Annotated in this window: 19 protein-coding genes; 5 read left to right on the forward strand and 14 right to left on the reverse strand. The window is 58.5% G+C overall.

Annotated elements, in window-relative coordinates:
* The first annotated feature begins 83 nt into the window (after positions 1-83).
* The gene (locus ASF29_RS18965) at positions 84-257 is read left to right on the forward strand and encodes a DUF1328 domain-containing protein (protein ID WP_082453627.1); all 174 of its coding nucleotides are present in this window, start codon (positions 84-86) and stop codon (positions 255-257) included.
* Between the two features lie 198 nt (positions 258-455).
* Here the strand turns inward: ASF29_RS18965 and ASF29_RS18970 are convergent, their stop codons facing one another.
* Positions 456-1187: an SDR family oxidoreductase gene (locus tag ASF29_RS18970; RefSeq protein WP_062452203.1), complete on the reverse strand. Its 732-nt coding sequence runs from the start codon at positions 1185-1187 to the stop codon at positions 456-458.
* Positions 1188-1331: 144 nt separating this feature from the next.
* Here ASF29_RS18970 and ASF29_RS18975 point away from each other — a divergent pair, with 144 nt between their 5' ends.
* Positions 1332-2099: an IclR family transcriptional regulator gene (locus ASF29_RS18975; RefSeq protein WP_062452204.1), complete on the forward strand. Its 768-nt coding sequence runs from the start codon at positions 1332-1334 to the stop codon at positions 2097-2099.
* A gap of 91 nt (positions 2100-2190) precedes the next feature.
* On the opposite strand, the gene tal is transcribed toward ASF29_RS18975, so the two are convergent.
* The gene (gene tal, locus ASF29_RS18980) at positions 2191-3147 is read right to left on the reverse strand and encodes a transaldolase (protein WP_062452411.1); all 957 of its coding nucleotides are present in this window, start codon (positions 3145-3147) and stop codon (positions 2191-2193) included.
* Positions 3148-3345: 198 nt separating this feature from the next.
* On the opposite strand from tal, the gene ASF29_RS18985 reads away from it, so the two are divergent.
* Positions 3346-4332 (forward strand): sugar-binding transcriptional regulator, encoded by a 987-nt coding sequence (locus ASF29_RS18985; protein WP_062452412.1) that lies wholly within the window; start codon positions 3346-3348, stop codon positions 4330-4332.
* Between the two features lie 150 nt (positions 4333-4482).
* On the opposite strand, the gene ASF29_RS18990 is transcribed toward ASF29_RS18985, so the two are convergent.
* Together ASF29_RS18990 and ASF29_RS18995 are read right to left on the reverse strand one after the other, a co-directional pair.
* Entirely contained in the window at positions 4483-5355 is an 873-nt protein-coding gene (locus ASF29_RS18990; RefSeq protein WP_062452205.1) for a bifunctional helix-turn-helix domain-containing protein/methylated-DNA--[protein]-cysteine S-methyltransferase, read from the reverse strand.
* A 71-nt stretch (positions 5356-5426) separates the two neighbouring features.
* Complete coding sequence (locus tag ASF29_RS18995; RefSeq protein WP_062452413.1) at positions 5427-5924, reverse strand: DUF2244 domain-containing protein; 498 nt, start codon at positions 5922-5924, stop codon at positions 5427-5429.
* Positions 5925-5945: 21 nt separating this feature from the next.
* On the opposite strand from ASF29_RS18995, the gene nth reads away from it, so the two are divergent.
* Complete coding sequence (nth, locus tag ASF29_RS19000; protein ID WP_062452206.1) at positions 5946-6716, forward strand: endonuclease III; 771 nt, start codon at positions 5946-5948, stop codon at positions 6714-6716.
* Here nth and ASF29_RS19005 read toward each other — a convergent pair.
* A complete protein-coding gene (locus tag ASF29_RS19005; RefSeq protein ID WP_062452207.1) occupies positions 6690-7415 on the reverse strand; it encodes a sulfate transporter family protein in 726 nt (241 codons plus the stop codon). The two genes, nth and ASF29_RS19005, sit on opposite strands and share 27 nt — an antisense overlap.
* A gap of 308 nt (positions 7416-7723) precedes the next feature.
* On the opposite strand from ASF29_RS19005, the gene ASF29_RS19010 reads away from it, so the two are divergent.
* Positions 7724-8545 (forward strand): MurR/RpiR family transcriptional regulator, encoded by an 822-nt coding sequence (locus tag ASF29_RS19010; protein ID WP_200925553.1) that lies wholly within the window; start codon positions 7724-7726, stop codon positions 8543-8545.
* Positions 8546-8614: 69 nt separating this feature from the next.
* Here the strand turns inward: ASF29_RS19010 and ASF29_RS19015 are convergent, their stop codons facing one another.
* The 9 genes from ASF29_RS19015 to ASF29_RS19055 form a co-directional block, all read right to left on the reverse strand.
* Positions 8615-10186, reverse strand: coding sequence for an FGGY-family carbohydrate kinase (locus ASF29_RS19015; protein WP_062452208.1), 1572 nt, complete (start codon positions 10184-10186; stop codon positions 8615-8617).
* A gap of 144 nt (positions 10187-10330) precedes the next feature.
* Positions 10331-11035, reverse strand: a complete 705-nt coding sequence (locus ASF29_RS19020; RefSeq protein WP_062452209.1) for an HAD family hydrolase — start codon at positions 11033-11035, stop codon at positions 10331-10333.
* Positions 11036-11048: 13 nt separating this feature from the next.
* The gene (locus tag ASF29_RS19025; RefSeq protein ID WP_062452210.1) at positions 11049-12530 is read right to left on the reverse strand and encodes a mannitol dehydrogenase family protein; all 1482 of its coding nucleotides are present in this window, start codon (positions 12528-12530) and stop codon (positions 11049-11051) included.
* 86 nt (positions 12531-12616) lie between these two features.
* Positions 12617-13615: an ABC transporter ATP-binding protein gene (locus tag ASF29_RS19030; protein WP_062452211.1), complete on the reverse strand. Its 999-nt coding sequence runs from the start codon at positions 13613-13615 to the stop codon at positions 12617-12619.
* A gap of 11 nt (positions 13616-13626) precedes the next feature.
* The gene (locus tag ASF29_RS19035) at positions 13627-14451 is read right to left on the reverse strand and encodes a carbohydrate ABC transporter permease (protein WP_062452212.1); all 825 of its coding nucleotides are present in this window, start codon (positions 14449-14451) and stop codon (positions 13627-13629) included.
* Positions 14452-14462: 11 nt separating this feature from the next.
* Positions 14463-15335: a sugar ABC transporter permease gene (locus ASF29_RS19040; RefSeq protein WP_045228296.1), complete on the reverse strand. Its 873-nt coding sequence runs from the start codon at positions 15333-15335 to the stop codon at positions 14463-14465.
* Between the two features lie 153 nt (positions 15336-15488).
* Positions 15489-16802: a sugar ABC transporter substrate-binding protein gene (locus ASF29_RS19045; protein ID WP_062452213.1), complete on the reverse strand. Its 1314-nt coding sequence runs from the start codon at positions 16800-16802 to the stop codon at positions 15489-15491.
* Between the two features lie 143 nt (positions 16803-16945).
* Complete coding sequence (locus ASF29_RS19050; RefSeq protein ID WP_062452214.1) at positions 16946-17899, reverse strand: sugar-binding transcriptional regulator; 954 nt, start codon at positions 17897-17899, stop codon at positions 16946-16948.
* Between the two features lie 75 nt (positions 17900-17974).
* Entirely contained in the window at positions 17975-18652 is a 678-nt protein-coding gene (locus ASF29_RS19055; RefSeq protein ID WP_082453583.1) for an exopolysaccharide biosynthesis protein, read from the reverse strand.
* Positions 18653-18707 lie beyond the last annotated feature (55 nt).

Below are 18707 nucleotides of genomic sequence, written 5' to 3' on the forward strand. Positions count from 1 at the left end.
TTCCCGGCCCTGTTTCGCGTCAATAGATGCAGGTCGCTGGCGTGGGCGCGCGATCGCATCAATTGACGCAAAGAGGTACGGCCATGTTGAAGTGGGCTCTTATATTCTTCGTTATCTCGCTGATCGCCGGTGTTTTCGGCTTTACGGGAATTTCGGCGGCGACAGCGGGCATCGCCCGTATTCTGTTCTTCATCGCCGTGGTCATCTTCCTGATCTTCGTCGTGCTTGCACTGATGGCGGGCCAGGCTATCCTCTGACAGAACGACATGGATTGACGAAAGCGGCGGGTCTCAATGGCCCGCCGTTTTTTTGTGTTTTACTCTTCCGTCACCCCGCACTTGATACGGGGTCTAGCGACCTGACGTCTGTCCGGTCAAAAGAGTCTTTTCAGCCCAAGGACTTGGGCTGACTGGATTCCGGCTCAAGGCCGGAATGACGGAGAAATAGAACTGCGCTTACGCCGTCCAGCCGCCATCGATCACATGGATCTGCCCGGTCGTGAAACCCGCTTCGTCAGATGCCAGATATGTCACCAATGCGGCGACCTCCTCCGGCTTGGCGATGCGCCCCATGGGTTGGCGGGCGATGAAATCGGCCAGCGCCTGCTCGTAATTGCCGGTGGCGCGCAACCGGTCATGCAGGGAAGGGCTGTCGACCGTGCCGGGGCAGATGGCATTGCAGCGAATGCCCTTGGTGACGAAGTCCGACGCTATGGATTTCGTGAGGCCGATGACGGCGGCTTTCGAGGCGGTGTAGGCGAAGCGGTTGGGCACGCCTTTCACGCTGGAAGCGACAGAGGACATATTGACGATGACGCCCCTGCCCTTTTCCAGCATGGCGGGAAGAAAGGCACGGCATGTACGGTACATGGCCTTCGCGTTGAGATCGAAGGAGAAGTCCCAGTCCTTCTCTTCACAGTCCAGAATCGTGCCTGCATGAACGAAGCCCGCGCAATTGAACAGCACGTCGACATGACCGATTTCGGACGCCAGAGCCTTGACGGCGTCTCCATCCAGCACGTTCAAAACCCGCGTTTCCGCCTTGGTCAGTGTGGCGAGCGCCGCCTCGTTGATATCGGTGGCGATAACACGTGCACCGAGTTCGAGGAAACGTTCGGCAGTTGCCCGACCGATGCCCTGCCCTGCTGCTGTGATGACCACTGTTCGGCCGGTGAAATCCTGCGCCATGTACTGCTCCTCCCCGCCCGAAGGGCGCATGTCAAAATCGAATATGGATCGACAATTCATATGTAAACAGTCTATTCATATAACGTCAAGTGAACCGGGATCACCGCCCTTTCCCGCGGCCGTGCGGATCGCTATAGAGGCCAGATGACCGAAGATGACAGTGAACGATATCGCGCACCGGCGCTGGACAAGGGGCTCGATATCATCGAGCTGCTGGCGAGCACCGATGGCGGGTTGACGCAGGTGGAAATCGCCAAGGCGATCGGCAAAAGCCCCAATGAATTCTACCGGATGCTGGACCGGCTGGTCCGCCGTGGCTATGTGCACAGACAGGATGGCGACCGGTTTTTTCTGACGCTGAAACTCTTCGGACTTGCGCATTTTCACGCGCCGCTGCGCAGGCTGGTGTCCTTCGCCACCCCCATCATGCGCGCGTTTTCCAACAAGGCCGGGCAGGCCTGCCATCTGGCGGTGTATGATCGCGGCGCCGTCGTGGTGATCGCCCAGCAGGATTCGTCCACCTATTGGGCGCTGTCGATCCGCGTCGGAGCGCAGATGAGCCTGTTCAACACCGGCTCGGGCCACATTCTGCTGGCCTTCCAGACGGAGGCGCAGCGCCAAATCATGATTGCCGAACAGTTGCGCGGTGGCGGCGAGACGTCATTGCCTGCGGGATTGCTGGAGCGCCTGGAGCAGCTCAGAGTGAACGGCTTCGAAAGCATGAACAGCCTGCAGACTGCCGGTATCCGAAACATCTCCGCGCCGGTTCTGACACTGGATGGCACCGCCTTGGCTGCCATCACCTGCCCCTACATCACGCCGCTCAACAGCGACGCACCAAGCGCCGAAGATTGCGTCGGTCTCATTCGCGATGCAGCGCGCAACATTTCTGAAGTAGCAGCCGGACAATAAAAAACGCGACCGGCAGGGGACCGATCGCGTTTTCTTGACTGGAGGTATTATACTTTAATAACGACCTACTATCGCTAAGGTTCCAGAAATCTTAAGCGGCCAGTTGCTTGCGAATGATGCCTCGCAGGGATTCCAGATCCTTGGCGAACTGGCGAATACCTTCCGACAGCTTTTCCGTTGCCATGGCATCTTCGTTGAGGTGCCAACGGAACGTCTTCTCATCGAGAGACTGCAAAGGTTCGGCCTTGGCATCGTCGGCAGAGAGCTTGCGCTCAAGCGTACCGGTGTCCTTGTCCAGCTCTTCCAGCAGAGCCGGGCTGATGGTCAGGCGGTCGCAACCGGCCAGCGCTTCGATCTCGCCGACATTGCGGAAAGACGCGCCCATCACCACGGTGGAGATGCCGTTGGCCTTGTAATAATTGTAAATCTTGCGAACGGAAACCACGCCCGGATCGGTTTCAGCCGTGTAGTCTTCGCCCGTGGACTTCTTGTACCAATCGAGAATACGACCGACGAAAGGCGAGATGAGGAAGGCTTTGGCTTCCGCACACGCGATGGCCTGCGCCTGCGAGAAGAGCAGTGTCAGATTGCAATCGATGCCTTCGGCCTGCAGCACTTCGGCGGCTTTGATGCCTTCCCATGTGGAGGCAAGCTTGATGAGAATACGATCACGCTCGATGCCACGGTCCTTGTAACCGGCGATGATCTGATGCGCCTTGGCAACAGATGCCTTGGTATCGAACGAAAGGTCGGCGTCCACTTCGGTCGAGACGCGGCCGGGAACGAGTTCGACAAGCTTTGCACCGACGGAAATTGCCAGACGGTCGGCAATCGCGCCAACCACGGCATCGGAATCACCGCCCTGCTTTTTACCCCAGGAAACGGCTTCCGTTACGGTATCGGCAAACATCGGCGTGCCGAGCGCCTTCAAAATGATCGACGGATTGGTGGTGCAATCCACCGGCTTCAGGCGTGCGACCGCCTCGATATCGCCGGTATCGGCAACAACCGTAGTGATCTTGCGAAGTTGGTCAAGTTTGGAAGTCATGCCATTTGATCCTTGATCTTTGGAAAACTGCTTCAGCCGCGTTCCGTTCCGCGCGGATGCGCAACGCTGGAACCCGTTGTTTTCTGTGTTGCGAGTATCGCGCCGCACAAGACGCAAAGTCAAGACATTTGCGCAACGCAATTGACATAAGTTTCACAACAGCGATACTCGTCGCTCAACGAAAGCATGGCGAAAACAGTGGCAAAACTGCGAAGAGACACCCACACGGCCTATTCCGAAGCCGCCTCCCTGCGGCTGCGGGCCGCGTGGCTCTATTACAATCAGGGCATGACGCAGAAGGATGTGGCGGAGAAACTCGGCATCAGCCGCTCCACCGTCATCCGCTTGCTGGATGAGGCGATGAAGCGCTCGGAAGTGCAGATCTGGATCAATGAGGGCATCGAAGACCTCGTTGAACTGGCAATCAAGCTTGAGGGCGCTTACGGGCTGGATGAGGCGATCATCATTCCATCCGCATCATCGAAGGCGCAGGACATCGCCAAGGCCGTGGGTCTGGCACTCGGCCAGTTTCTTTCGGAGGCCGTGCCTGACAATGCCACCATCGGCGTCGGCTGGGGCCGCACCATGACCGCATCTCTCTCCAGCTTCCGCCCGCCGCGCCGGGAAAACTGCAAGGTCGTCTCGCTTCTGGGCGGCATTGTGGCGGTCCATCAGACCAACCCGCTGGATTACACATGGCGACTGGCGAGCGCACTGGGGGCGGAATGCTATATGTTCCTCGCGCCGCTTTTGGTGGACTCAAAAGAAACCCGCCAGGCCCTGATCGAAAAATGCGGGCTCAACACGCTGTTCGAACTGGCCGAAAGTCTTGATCTCGCCATCGTCAGCTGCGGCGACATCGGGCCGCACTCCACATCGCTGTCGGAAGGCTTCATTTCCAAACAGACCCATGACGAATTGGTAGCGGCAGGCTGCGTCTGTGACACCATGTTCAACTTCATCGATGCGGAGGGACGCTCCGTCGATCACCCCATCAACCAGCGCGCCATGGCGATTGGGTTGGACACGCTGAAAAAAGCCAAACACATCGTGCTGGCCTCCGGCGGCGCCCACCGCGCCACGGCCATCCGCGCTACCATCAAGCGGATTGGGTGCAATACGCTGATTACGGATGAGGCGGCGGCACGGGCGTTGTTGGAGATGGGGGAAGGCGTGGCGACATAAAGAAAGTCGGCCTCTCCTCCCTCATTCCTGTGCTTGTCACAGGAATCTAGCCAGCCCAAGTTTTTGGGCTGAGGAGAGTCTTTCGCCGCGCAGACGCGCGGGGGCTGGATTCCTGTGACAAGCACAGGAATGAGGGAACACACAGTTTAATCAAACCTTACCCGTCTCCCACCCCAGCATCGCGCGCTTGCGCGTCAGCCCCCAGTGATACCCGGTCAGCGCGCCGCTTTTGCCCACTGCGCGGTGGCAGGGGACGACGAAGGAGATGGGGTTGGCGCCGATGGCGGCGCCGACGGCGCGCGAGGCGGTGGGTTGGCCGATGTCGTGGGCGACATGCGAATAGGTGACGGCTTTGCCGAGCGGGATTTTCAAGAGGCTCTGCCAGACTCGGACCTGGAAATCCGTGCCGAGCAGGACGACGCGCAGGGGCTGTTCGCTTTTCCATTTGTCCGCATCGAAAATGCGCGACGCATAGGGCGCGGTGGCGGCGCTGTCTTCCGAGTAATCGGCATTGGGCCAGCGCCGCGCCATATCTTCGAAACAGGCTTTTTCCTCGCCGGGATCGGCAAACGCACAACCGGCGAGACCACGTTCCGTGATCATGATCAGCGCCAGGCCGAAGGGTGACGGGTGGAAGCCGTAGCGGATGGAAAGGCCGGAGCCCTTGGCCTTCCATTCCCCCGGTGACATAGCTTCGTGGGTGACGAAAAGATCGTGAAGGCGGCCCGGCCCGGACATGCCGACCTCGATGGAAGCGTCCAGAAGCGGCAGGCTTTCATCACGCAGCAGGCGCTTGGCGTGATCGAGCGTCACGGCCTGAAGGAAGGCTTTCGGAGACAGACCGGCCCAGCGGGTAAACGTCTTCTGCAATTGCGTCGGCGATTGGTCGAGCTTGGCGGCGATGGTTTCGAGCGACGGCTGATCGCGGTACTCCACCGTCAGGATTTCGATGACCCGTCGCACTGTCTCATAGTCCGAGCCTGTGGGGGTGATGTCTTCCTTCAGCATGATATTGGCGTTCATGGCGTATCTCCTTGAAGACGCAAGAAACCACGCCGCGTCGTCCATCTCCACCCGTTTCTTGCCTGTTATAGCTAGATTCTTTGCCGCACGGTTGCCAGCGCCCCGCGAAACGCCTTGGCGAAGCTTTCGCGATCATCCGGGTTGAGGAAGGAGCCAATATCCGTCATGCGCCCCTCGCCCGAGACATACATGGAGAGAATGCCGATTTCCTCGTGCCGATTGACGCGGAAGCGTGCCCAGAACGGGTTGAAGCGATGCTCGACCATGCGGCCCGCCGGAGAAAATTTGCGAACGGAGAGATTGGTGCGCGACACCGTGACTTCCTCCCGTGCCTTTGCGGCCCGGTAGTTCACGCGGAAGGCGATATAGAGCAGGAGGAAATCGAGCCCCAGAAACAGGCCGATGGGCCATGCGCCGGTGACCATGAAAAAGACGCCGTAGAGAAGGCAGACGGCACCCGTAAGCACCAGAAGAACGCAAAACCCCTTGCGTCCGAGGGAGCGATGGGGAACAAGTTCCGCTGCAAAAACCGGCTGCTCGTTAACGCTGTCCACCTTGCTGTCCTCAATAGCGCGAAACACAGTTTGACCATGACAATCATCAAGAAACGATCCAGCGCCCAAACGTTGAAAAAGTCAAATGCGACAGCGCGTCGCAAGCCAGTACGCGTCAAAACGCTCTATTCACAGGACGAGTTGAAAGAAATCTTCCGGCGCCTCTCCATCCAGCGACCGGAGCCGAAGGGCGAGCTGGAACATTCCAACCCGTTTACGCTGGTGGTTGCCGTGGCGCTATCCGCTCAGGCCACCGATGTCGGCGTCAACCGGGCAACGCGCGGCCTGTTTGCGGTGGCCGATACGCCGCAGAAGATGCTGGATTTGGGCGAGGAACGGCTGATCGGCTATATCAAGACCATCGGCCTTTACCGCAACAAGGCCAAGAACGTCATTGCGCTCTCACAGATGCTGATCGATGATTTCGGTGGCGAGGTGCCGCGCACGCGCGAAGAGCTGATCAAGCTGCCCGGCGTGGGGCGCAAGACCGCCAATGTGGTGATGTCAATGGCTTTCGGCATTCCGACGCTGGCGGTCGATACGCATGTGTTTCGCATCGCCAACCGGCTCTGTCTGGCACCGGGGAAGACCCCGGACGAGGTGGAAGAGCGGCTGGTGAAGATCATTCCCGATGAATATCTTTTCCATGCACATCACTGGCTGATCCTCCACGGACGATATTGCTGCAAGGCGCGCAAGCCGGAATGCGAGCGCTGCGTGATTGCCGACATCTGCAAATCCCCGGAGAAGACTTGGGATATTCCAGCCCCGCTGGTGGAACTACCGGCTCAGCTGGTGGGTGAATGACGGATCGCGACGGCTGATCGCTTTGTGCAGATGCACCATGAAGGACGCGGCAAAAAGCGGTGTCAGAAGGTTGAGGAAGGGGATGGCGAGGAAGCCCGCAATCACCAGACCGGCCATGAACACCGTCGTGGCGTGTTTTGCGCGAAAGGCGCGCGCGTCGGCAGGCGAGCGAAACCGCATGGCTGCGAATTCGAAGAATTCCCGTCCCAGCAGATAGCCGTTGACCAGAAAGAACGCGATGAGATTGACGCCCGGCACCAGAAGAAGAAGCAGCGCGATGATGTTGCCCAGAATGACGATACCGAAGAACTTGATGGAAGACGGGATGGCTTCGGTGAGCGGCATGGCTGTGCCCGGCCCGTCGGCGGGGTAGTCCTTTTTCTCGATGACTTCGGCGACATCATCCAGAAACAGACCGGCAATGATGGCTGTGACGGGCGAAATCATCAAAGCAAGCGCAAGGGCAAGGCCGATACCGGCAAGAATGGCAAAGATGAAGCCCATCCAGCCTGCCCATTCCGGAGTGCCTGGAAACAGCGAATCAATCCATGGCAGCGCAAGCCAGAGAAACACCGACCGGACGGCAAACCACAGGCCGACCAGCACCAGAATCGTCAATCCGAGCACTTTCCAGAACGCCGATCGTGTTTCAGGCGCAAAAAGGTTGCCAAAAGCATGCCGCGCGGCGTGAAAAATCATGATCTGCCTCCATTTCGGCGGATTTACCATCAATTTTAGGGGCTGCCGAGTGAGTGGCAAATAGGGGTCTGCGCTCCTCTTAACAAGAAATCTCGCAACTCCCCCAAAGAAAAACTTCAACCCCGTATTTTGCGCTTGAAGAAAAGCAACCACTAAACTATAAAAACAAACAGGCAAAAAGTTGTACATTCTCGTAGAGTGGGGATCGACGGGATGACGCTTCGCCTGTTAACCTAGCCGTCACGATTGGCAGCGGAAACACCGCCTGAACACCATCGTCCGCTAAAGAAAAGAAGAACGAGGCGTCGTTGGAAAAATTGCTGATTGATCTCACCCGCTCGCTGAAAACCGGCACACCGTCGGAACGGCGTATTGCGAAGTACCTTATCGAGCATCTGGCCGAACTTCCATTCGAGACAGCTGCGACACTGGCCGAAAAGCTCAGCCTGAGCCCGATGACGGTGGGTCGTTTCCTGCGGTCGCTGGGTTACCGGCAACTGAGTGACATTCGCGAGCATCTTCGCGAAGAGGCACATGTACCTGAAGCGGCTCCGGCTGCCGCGCAGGAAGCGCCGCAGACACCGCTGTCTTCGCTGATGTTGCAGCAAATTCAGGCCGTACAGGCGGTCTATGATCTGGCGGGGCAGTCCGTATGGAAAGCTGCGCTCAACAGCATTGCCGAAAGCCGCGAGGTGTTCGTCGCTTCGTCTGCGGAAAGCTTCGGCATCTGTCGGTACTTCTACACCAAGCTGCTGGAATCGCGCGAGCGCGTGCATTATCTGCAGCGCGATGGCGCGACCTACATCGCTCTCATGGATGAACCGGTGGAAGGCACGCTACTGGTGTTGATGGACTGCGGCGGCAATCTTGCAGCCTTGCAGCGTCTTGCCAAGATGGCCATGAAGGCTGGCTACAAGACGGTTCTGATCACCACACGTTTCTACGAGTGGGGTCCTGACAGTGCAGACATCTGCCTCACCATTCCACTGGGCCAGAACGGTGGGCACAGCATGTTGCAACTGGTGGCTATCACCGAGTTCATGCTGCATTCTCTTTCTCAGAAAAGCGAAACCGGACGCAGAGACCGGTACCGCCGCATTGGTGACATGCAGCGGGCTTTGAATGCCTGAGCTTGATGGAGCGGTTAACAGCCGCTCCATTTTTCTATCACCGTCACATGACAGTTGCGTGACATAAGTTCAAAGCTGAGCCAGTTCCTCGCGGTGCCGGTACATCGCCAGAAATCGCCGGTAATCGCGGTCATAGCGGCCCTTGGCATTGTCGGAACGCCTCTCTTGCCCGCCGGAATACATCGCCGCACCGGCAGCCGCCAATCCCGCATGAACACCGCCCGCAGAGGCCGCATTCATGGCCGTGCCGAGAAGCACGGCATCTGCCGTGGCAGGCACCACGATGCGCTTTCCCGTCACATCTGCATAGAGCTCCATCAGAAGCGGATTGCGCACATGGCCACCGGTCACGTGCAGCGTATCCACCCGGTAGCCGAAACCTTCCATCGCATCCAGCACATGGCGTGCGCCGAGCGCAATGGAGACGGCAGTGCGCCAGTAGAGACGGCAGAGGCTGTCGAAGGACGTATCCAGCGTCAGCCCGCTGATGACGCCGCGCGCATGCGGATCGGCCAGTGGCGAGCGGTTTCCATGAAAGTCGGGAAGAACATGCAGATGATCGGCAAAGCCCTCGCCCTCGGTCTCCCTCAATGCCAGCACACGCTCGACAATACGGGCATGGAGCGACGATGTCGGCTCACCGCCCGCCGCATGCATCTGCACAACGTGGTCCAGAAGCGCGCCGGTGGCCGATTGTCCACCTTCCACCAGCCAGTGGCCGGGTAGGATGGCCTGCCAGTAGGGACCCCAGAGACTGTGGCCGGGCATCATCTTCGGCGTCAGCGTGACGAGGCAGCTGGAGGTTCCGGCGATGAGCGCGACATTGCTGCCGACATCCGATTGCAGACTGCCACCGAGGGCGCCCAACGCACCCGCATAGGCATCGATCATGCCTGCAGCGACTTCGCAGCCGGTGTCTAAGCCCAATTCCTCGGCGGCCTGCGCCGAAAGCTTGCCGACGCTCTGGCCGGGCTCGACTGTGTCTTTGGGGAGGTTGCCGCGCTCCAGGAGATCACCGACACCGGCTATGTCGAGATAATCCTGGCTCCAGCCCTGCCCTTCATGCGCCAGAAAATTCCATTTGGCCGTGAGCGTGCAGTTGGAACGCTTTGCGCTACCGCTGGCCTTCCATGTCAGGAAGTCGGCGAGATCAAAGAAATATCCGGCCTTGGCCCAGCTTGCCGGCAGATGTTTCTTCAACCACATCAGCTTGGGCATCTGCATTTCAGGCGAGATCGATCCACCTGCAAAATCCAGCACCGGATGGCCGGAGGTGCTCAGAAAGTCTGCTTCTGCGATGGCACGGTGGTCGAGCCAGACGATGGTATCGAAGCGGCCTTCACCCGTGGTGGAGACGGTGATCTGCTCGCCCTGCGGACCACGCACGACCAGCGAACAGGTGGCGTCGAAACCAATGGCGGCGACGGAGGATGCCACAATACCGGCGTCAGCCATGGTCTTGCGCACGGCGATGCAGACGGCGTTCCAGATATCGGCGGAATCATGCTCGGCGTGGTTTTCCCTCGGCCTTTGCATGATGATGGGGTGGGTTGCGCGCGCAATCAGCCTGCCGCCCGCATCGAAAACGCCAGCGCGAGCGCTGCCCGTGCCGACATCGACAGCAACAAGATGTTGACGCATGCCCCTCATTCCTGTCTTTGTGACAGGAATCCAGTCGACGCGCGTCTGCGCGGCGGAAAGAGTCCTTTCAGCCCAAAGACTTGGGCTGGCTGGATTCCTGTGACAAGCACAGGAATGAGGGGGGAGTAGATGTGGATGCGCACGTCAATCAGCCTTCGTTCCAAAACTGCCGCGTATCTTGTGGTCCTCCACAAGTTGGACCAAATCCGGCATGGCGTCAAACACCAGATCGGGTTTCAGGCTGGCAATATGGTCACGAAATGCAGGGAAACGGGCGTGCGAGCCGCCGGTGAAAGCAAAGACGCGCATTCCTGCCGCCTTGGCCGCGGCAATTCCGGCGGGGCTGTCTTCGATGACGATGCAATCCCTCGGCTCTACCTGCATCTGTCCTGCGGCATGCAGGAAAAGATCCGGCGCAGGCTTGCCGTTTTTCACCATCGTCGCGCTGAAAATATGAGGTTCGAATTTCTCCAGCAGGCCGGTGAGGCCGAGAGAATAGCGGATGCGCTCCGGCTGACTGGAGGATGCGACGCAGCGCGGCACCGAAAGGCGATCCAGCGTCTCGGCCATGCCGTCTATTGCTTTCAACTCATCGCGAAAACGCTGAAAGAGTTCGCTGCGCATATGCTCAAGAAAATCGATATCGGTCTCGACACCATACTCGTCCCAGAGCGTCGCGGTCATGCTGGCGACGCTGCGACCGAGGAAGCGCTGATAGGCTTCCTCTTCGGTGATCTGGACGCCCTGATGGGCGACCATGTCGATCAGCACAGCAATGGAAACCGGCTCGCTATCCACGAGAACGCCGTCGCAATCAAAGATCAGCAAAGGCGCGTTCCCGGTTTGCATGACACATCTCTTTTCAGCTGACGAGTTTGTTTTGCAGGTAAAGTTCGAGTGTCTCGGCTGTACCCTTCTCCCACAACGTCTTCAAGGCATGGGCGAAGCGTGTGCGGAAGAGTTCCGATTTGGCGACCTCGCCAAAGATATCGTCCAGCGCCAGAAACGCCATCGGATCTTCCTTCGCCTTTATGGCGGCGGCCTGAAGGCGCTCGGCGCTGGCATCGTTGAAAACGATCTTCGCGCCGCTATCGGAGGTGCCGTGGAAGTAACGGCACCACAGCGCCGAGACCAGCGAGAGACCGACGATGTCGTCGCCCTTTTCAAGACGATCTGCCGTCGAAGGCAGGATGAATTTCGGCTGGCGGTTGGAGCCATCCTGCGCCAGACGCGGAATGGTGTCGCCGATCTTGGGGTTGAGGAAACGCCGCTCGATGAGATCGAAATATTCGTTGAGATCCGTATTCGGCACCGGCGGAATGATCGGGATGATCTCTTCCTTCTCCAGCTTGGCGAGAAAGGCACGGATCAGCGGATGCTCCATCGCCTCATGCACGAAGTGGATGTCGAGAAGCGCTGCCGGATAGGCAATCGCCGCATGGCCGCCATTGAGGATGCGGATTTTCATATGCTCGTAAGGCGCAACTTCCGGCACGAACTGCACACCGACCTTTTCCAGCGCAGGACGGCCAGCGGGGAAATTGTCTTCCATCACCCACTGCTTGAACTCTTCGCAAAAGACCGGCCAATTGTCGTCAATGCCGAAATCGTCGCGGGCAATATCGCGCTCGCGGTCACCGGTCGCAGGCGTAATGCGGTCCACCATGGAATTGGGGAAGGAAACGTTGTCGCTGATCCAGTTGGCAAAGGCCGGATCAGAGAGTGCTGCGAGCCCAACCACGGCGTTTTTTGTGACCTTGCCATTGTGGGGAATATTATCGCAGGACATGACGGTAAAGGGCTGGATGCCCTTGTCTTTGCGGGCTTTCAGGCCAGCCACGATGAAGCCAAAAACCGTCTTGGGTGCTGCCGGGTTCTTGCCGTCTTCGGCAATGGCCGGGTGCTGCGGATTGAATTTGCCTGACGCATCGATGAAGTAACCGCCTTCGGTGATCGTCATCGAGACGATGCGGATTTTCGGATCGGACAGTGTTTCGATGGTGGCTGCGGTGTCGCCTATCTTGAGAATGTCGATCATCGGGGCGGTAACGCGTGCGCCGGTGCGGTTGTTGTCCTGCTCCACCACTGTCGTCAGGAAATCCTGCGCCGCAAGCTTCTCGCGCATGACGGTGTCAGATGGCAAAACGCCTGCGCCGATGATCGCCCAATCATGATCGGCACCGGTGTTGAACAGGTCGTCCAGATAGATCGCCTGATGGGCGCGATGGAAATTGCCCACGCCGAAATGCACGATACCGGCAGAAAGGTCGGCACGCGAATAGGACGGAACGGATGCCGTTGCCTTGACCTGATCGAGCGTTGCGAGCGAGAGTTTTGATGTCATGAGACGATCCTCGAATTTCCTGTCATGGAGCCATCGCTATGGCTCGTCGCTGATGCGGCCAGCCATGCGGCGATGCGGTCTGGCGCTTAGATGGCGAGACCCTTTCTATCGAACTTGTGGATTTTGCTGTCATCCGGCGTGATGAAGACGGTATCGCCATGCTGACACGCAAACTCGCCACCGGCACGGGCAGTAATCATCCCGATCTCATCGACATTGATGTGGATGAAGGTGTCGGAGCCGAGATGTTCGGCAACCGCGACCGTGCCCTTCCAAACACCGCTGTCCTTGGACAGCAGCAGATGTTCCGGGCGAACGCCGACCGTGTCGGCACCCTTGGCTTGAGCGTAAGCACCTTTGACGAAGTTCATGCGCGGCGAGCCGATGAAGCCTGCGACGAAGAGATTGCGTGGCGTCTTGTAAAGCTCCATCGGGGAGCCGACCTGCTCGATATTGCCGCGATTGAGCACGACGATCTTGTCGGCCATGGTCATGGCTTCCACCTGATCGTGGGTGACGTAGATCATCGTGGTCTTGAGCGTATTGTGCAGCTCGGAGATTTCGAGACGCATGGTGCCGCGCAAGGAAGCATCGAGGTTCGACAACGGCTCATCGAACAGAAACGCCGAGGGTTCGCGCACGATGGCGCGGCCGATGGCAACACGCTGGCGCTGGCCGCCCGAAAGCTGCGAGGGGCGACGGTCAAGATAATCGGTGAGGTTCAGAACGCTTGCGGCATCATTGACCTTCTTGTCGATGACGGCCTTGTCGAGCTTGGCCATTTTCAAGGGAAAGCCGATATTGTTGCGCACGCTCATATGCGGATAAAGCGCATAGGACTGGAACACCATGGCAAGGCCGCGTTCTGCCGGTGCCTTTTCGCTCACATCCTTGCCGTCGATGATGATCTGACCGCCGGTGACATCCTCGAGACCTGCGATGAGGCGCAGGAGCGTTGACTTGCCGCAGCCGGACGGGCCGACGAACACCACGAACTCACCATCTTCGATATCGAGATCGATGGAGGGAATGACCTTGGCTTCACCAAAGACCTTGGAAACTTTTCTAAGGGAAATGCTGCCCATTTTCTTATTCCTTATTTCACCGCGCCGAAGGTCAGGCCGCGAACGAGTTGTTTCTGGGAGAACCAGCCAAGCACGAGGATCGGCGCAATCGCCATCATCGAAGCGGCAGATAGCTTCGCCCAGAACAGACCCTGCGGGCTGGAGAAGGAGGCGATGAAGGCCGTCAGCGGCGCGGCATTGGTGGTGGTGAGACGAATGGTCCAGAAGGATTCGTTCCACGCCAGAATGATGTTGAGGAGAAGCGTCGAGGCAATGCCGGGGATCGCCATCGGCGTCAGCACATAGACGATCTCGTTCCACAGCGACGCGCCATCCATGCGGGACGCCTCAAGAATTTCACCCGGAATTTCCCGGAAGTATGTGTAGAGCATCCACACCACGATCGGCAGATTGATGAAGGTGAGCATGATGGTGAGGCCGATGCGCGTATCGAGCAGACCGGCATTGCGGAAGATGAGGTAAATCGGCACCAGCACCGCCACCGCAGGCATCATCTTGGTGGAGAGCATCCACATCAGAATATCCTTGGTGCGCTTGGTGGGCGAAAACGCCATGGCCCAGGCCGCAGGTATCGCGATGAGAAGTGCCACGATGGTGGAGCCGACCGAGAGGATGACCGAGTTCATGAACGGCTTGAAGTAATCACGCTGCGTGTTGACCGTGATGTAGTTTTCAAACGTGCCCGATGGCCAGAGGCTGAAGCCCGCAATCGCTTCCGGCTCCGTCTTCAACGATGTGACGAAGGCATAGAGGATCGGGAAGAACAGCAGCAGGGCGATGACCCAGGCGGCAATGGTGAAGCCGATTTTGGAGCGTGTCGAGACTTTACGAGCCATGATCCTGTCTCCTATCGATCAAGGTTCTTGCCGACGGCGCGCATCAGGAAGATGGCGACGACGTTTGCAAGGATGACGGCGATGATGCCACCGGCGGACGCTCCACCCACATCATAGCCCAGCAGTGCCGTGCGATAGATGAGGAAGGCGAGATTGGTCGAGGCGTAACCCGGGCCACCATTGGTGGTGACGAGGATTTCCGCGTAGACGCCGAGCAGGAAGATCGTCTGGATGAGAATGACGACAGTGATGGCACGCGCCAGATGCGGCAGCGTCAGATAGATGAAGCGGCTGAAGAAGCTCGCGCCATCCATCTCGGCGGCTTCCTTCTGCTCGCCATCCAGCGACTGAAGCGCCGTCAGCAGGATGAGTGTCGCGAAAGGCAGCCACTGCCAGGCCACGATGATGACGATGGATAGCAACGGAAACTGTGAAAACCAGTCGATGGGCTGAAATCCGAAGAACCTTGATAGGTCCGCCAGCACCCCGTAGCCGGGATGCATGATCATGTTCTTCCAGACGAGAGCCGCAACCGGCGGCATGACGAAGAAGGGCGAGATGACCAGAATGCGCACGATGCCCTGCCCGAAAATGGGCTGGTCCAGCAACAGCGCAATGCCGATGCCGCCGATAACGGTGATCATCAGCACGCCGCCGACGATGACGAGCGTATTCCAGATGGACTGGAAGAAGGCCGGGTCGGTGTAGAAATACTGATAATTGAACAGGCCAGCAAAGCTGACATTGGCCGGGTTCAGCAGATTGTAATTCTGAAACGAATACCACAGCGTCATCGACAATGGCACGATCATCCAGACCAGAAGCAGGATGACCGAAGGCGCCATCATGATCCGCGCCAGGTTCTTGGTGTTTTGCGTAGCCATGAGGCTCCCTCCCAATTCCGGACCATGCCTCTCAAGGGCACGGAAACGCTTGGCATTTTCTTATTCTGATTGGGTAACGACGCTTAAAGAAACGAATTGTCTGGCAAAGAAGCCGCCCGGCCATCGGGGCCGGACGGCGGTTCTTTGGGAGGATTACTTGATGTATCCCGAGCGCGTCATTTCACGCGTGGTTGTGGACTGTGCGCTGGCCAAGGCGTCATCGACGCTGGACTGACCGGCAACAACCGCCGAGAACAGCTGACCGACCGTGGTGCCGAGCGACTGGAACTCAGGAATGGCCACGAACTGACCGCCTGTGTAAGGCACCGGCTTCACCGTTGGCTTGGTGATATCAGCCGCGTTCATGGCAGCCAGCGTCGGTGCTGCAAAGCCCGCCGCCTTTTCGTAGTCCGCGTTCTTGTAGAGCGAAGTACGCGTGCCCGGAGGAACGTTGGCCCAGCCTTCCTTGGAAGCGACGAGCTGCGTGTAGTCCTTGCTGGTTGCCCAGGCGATGAACTTTTCAGCGGCATCGGCCTTCTGCGAGCTCTTCGGAATGGCGAGGTTCCAGGACCAGAGCCAGTTGCCATGGTTCTTCAGTTCACCATGCGTCGGGAACAGCGCGTATCCAACCTTGTCGGCAACCTTGCTGTCCTTCGGGTTCGACACGAAGGAAGCAGCAACCGTGGCATCAATCCACATGCCGCATTTGCCCTGCTGGAACAGCGTCAGGTTTTCGTTGAAGCCGTTGGAGGAAGCACCGGACGGACCGGCATCCTTCATGAGGTCAACGTAGAACTGAAGGGCGTTTTTCCATTCCGGCTGATCGAACTGGGGCTTCCAGTTTTCATCGAACCAGCGGCCACCAAAGGAGTTGGTGAGGGCCGTGATGAAGGCCATGTTTTCGCCCCAGCCGGCCTTGCCACGAAGGCACATGCCGTTGATGTCGGCCTTGCGATCGGTGATCTTGCGGGCAGCGTCACCAATGAATTCCCATGTCGGGTTTTCCGGCATCTTCAGACCAGCTTTTTCAAACAGGTCCTTGCGATACATGATCATGGCGGATTCGCCGTAGAACGGTGCGGCATAAAGCTTGCCATCGACCGTCAAACCACCCTTGATCGAGGGCAGCATGTCAGCGACATCATAGTTATCGCCGAGCTTTTCGAGCGGCAAAAGCCAGCCCTGCTTGGCCCAGATCGGAACTTCATAGTTGCCGATTGTCATGATGTCGTACTGGCCGCCATTGGTGGCGATATCGGTGGTGACGCGTTCGCGCAGGACGTTTTCTTCCAGCGTGACCCATTCAACCTTGATATCGGGGTTTTTGGCGGTGAATTCGGATGTCAGTCCCTGCATGCGGATCATATCGCCGTTGTTGACGGTGGCGATGGTCAGCGTTTCTGCGGAAGCGAGGCCCGAAAAGGCGAGAGCCGAGCACGCGCCCAGCAGAAGTGTCTTCAAAGTCATGATCTTCCTCCCAGAAGAAGTTTGTGAGCATTCGCTTTGCTCTAGGGCAATTACTCACTTTTGGGAGATAGAAGTCAAGCACCTACCTGCGCTGCGATGCACAAGGAATAGCTAACATACTGAAATAAAGGCGATATTTCTGCTCAATCTCTGAGCAAATATTCGGCCGAAGCCTCGTCGGTGATGACACCGTTGAGCAGCCCGCCACGCAACGCAGCGAGAATGGCAGATGATTTTTGCTTGCCCTGGGCAATGCCGATGACCGTGCTTGTCTCGCGTGGCGGCAGGGGAACGGACGCGACGCGATCATTGATCGGCGTGTCGAGAAACTGGCCGTCGCGATCAAAAGACCAGCCACAAATCTCACCCGCACCACCCTTGGCAATGAGGTCGCGCATCTCCTGAACCTCAAGGAAACCATCAACGCAGAGCGGCGCGTTCTCTGCCAATTGGCCCACGCCGACGAAGGTGACATTGGCAGCAGCACCCAGTGCCAGCGTGGAGCGCACCATGGACTGCTCATGCAGCAATTCCCGTTCTTCCGCGGACGAACAGAGAACCGGCAAAGGCATGGGGAAATGCCGGGCCTTGATGGCATCGGCCATCGAGAAGATAACGTTGTAATAGGCCGCAGACCCATCCGGCCCGATATTGCCGGTGAGCGAAACGATGCGATGTTGCGGGCATTCCATCGGCGGCAATTGATCGACCGCCGCTTTTAGCGTTCGGCCCGTACCGATGGCCAGCACAATGGGGTCGGTCTTGCGCAGCCAGCGTTCGATTTCCGCAGCCCCGGCCTCGGCAATGCCGACGGTGGAGGACACACCCGCCGGATCGCTCGGCACGACTTCCACGTATTTCAGCGAAAACCGCTCCCGCAGTGCCTCGCTTTTTTCGAGGCAGGCGGCAATGGGGTGATCGAGCCGGACCTTGATCAGACGTTCGGCAACGGCCAATGACACGAGGCGCTGCGCCGACTGGCGGGAGATGCCCATGGCGCTGGCGATCTCATCCTGCGTGCGACCGGCAACATAATAGAGCCACCCGGCCCGCGCCGCGTCGTCTAGCCGTCCACCTGTCTCGGATCGTCTGGCCATATGCCTGCCCTTACGTCATCATCCCCACTGTGCTGACATTTTTTCAACGCCCATGTCAAACGCGGCAAGGCAAGCTCAACCCAACAATGGTCCGATAACGAAATAAAATGCAGCCTTTGTGATGCCGTAGATCACGCCACTGACGATGGCCACCGAGATGACTGAGAGGACGCCGCCCAACAGCGCAAACAGGCCATCGCGTTCCAGAAGGGCAAAGGAAAAACAACAGATTGCGATGGCGGGCAGGATATTGCCGAGCGGAATGGGCAGAGCCAGAATGACGGCGAGCAGCAGACAGATGAGGCCGATCACCCGCTCGAAAACCGTTGACAGCAAGCCTTCCATGCGTGGGCGCAGCAACTTTTGCACCCATAGCAAGACAGGCACGATCTTTTGCGCGACACGGGCAAAATCCTCCCGTGCCAGCGAACGATCCGCAATGACGCGCGGCAGCCACGGGCTTTTGCCCGCGAAAAGCTGGGCGGCGAGAAAGACGAGAGGCGTGCCCGTTATGGCCGACGTGCCGGGCGGTGTGGGCACGATATTGGGCAGCGCAAAAACCAGCATCAACGCCCCGAAGGCGCGATCACCCATGGCAGACAGAAGATCACCGACGGAGATGCGCGCACGGCTTTCATCGCCCGCCAGCGCTTGCAGAATATCGACGAGGCCGACAGGGGTCTCGGCAGGTTCCGCCAGGGTCGGCTCGGCATCATCGACCGATAGAGCAGGATTGTCCGACAGGCGCAGCATGGGTTCTCAACTCCGAAATGACGGCCCGCTGTAGCAGATCAATGGCGGCAGCAAT

Source organism: Rhizobium sp. Leaf262 (assembly GCF_001422245.1).
In the GTDB taxonomy this organism is placed as follows: domain Bacteria; phylum Pseudomonadota; class Alphaproteobacteria; order Rhizobiales; family Rhizobiaceae; genus Agrobacterium.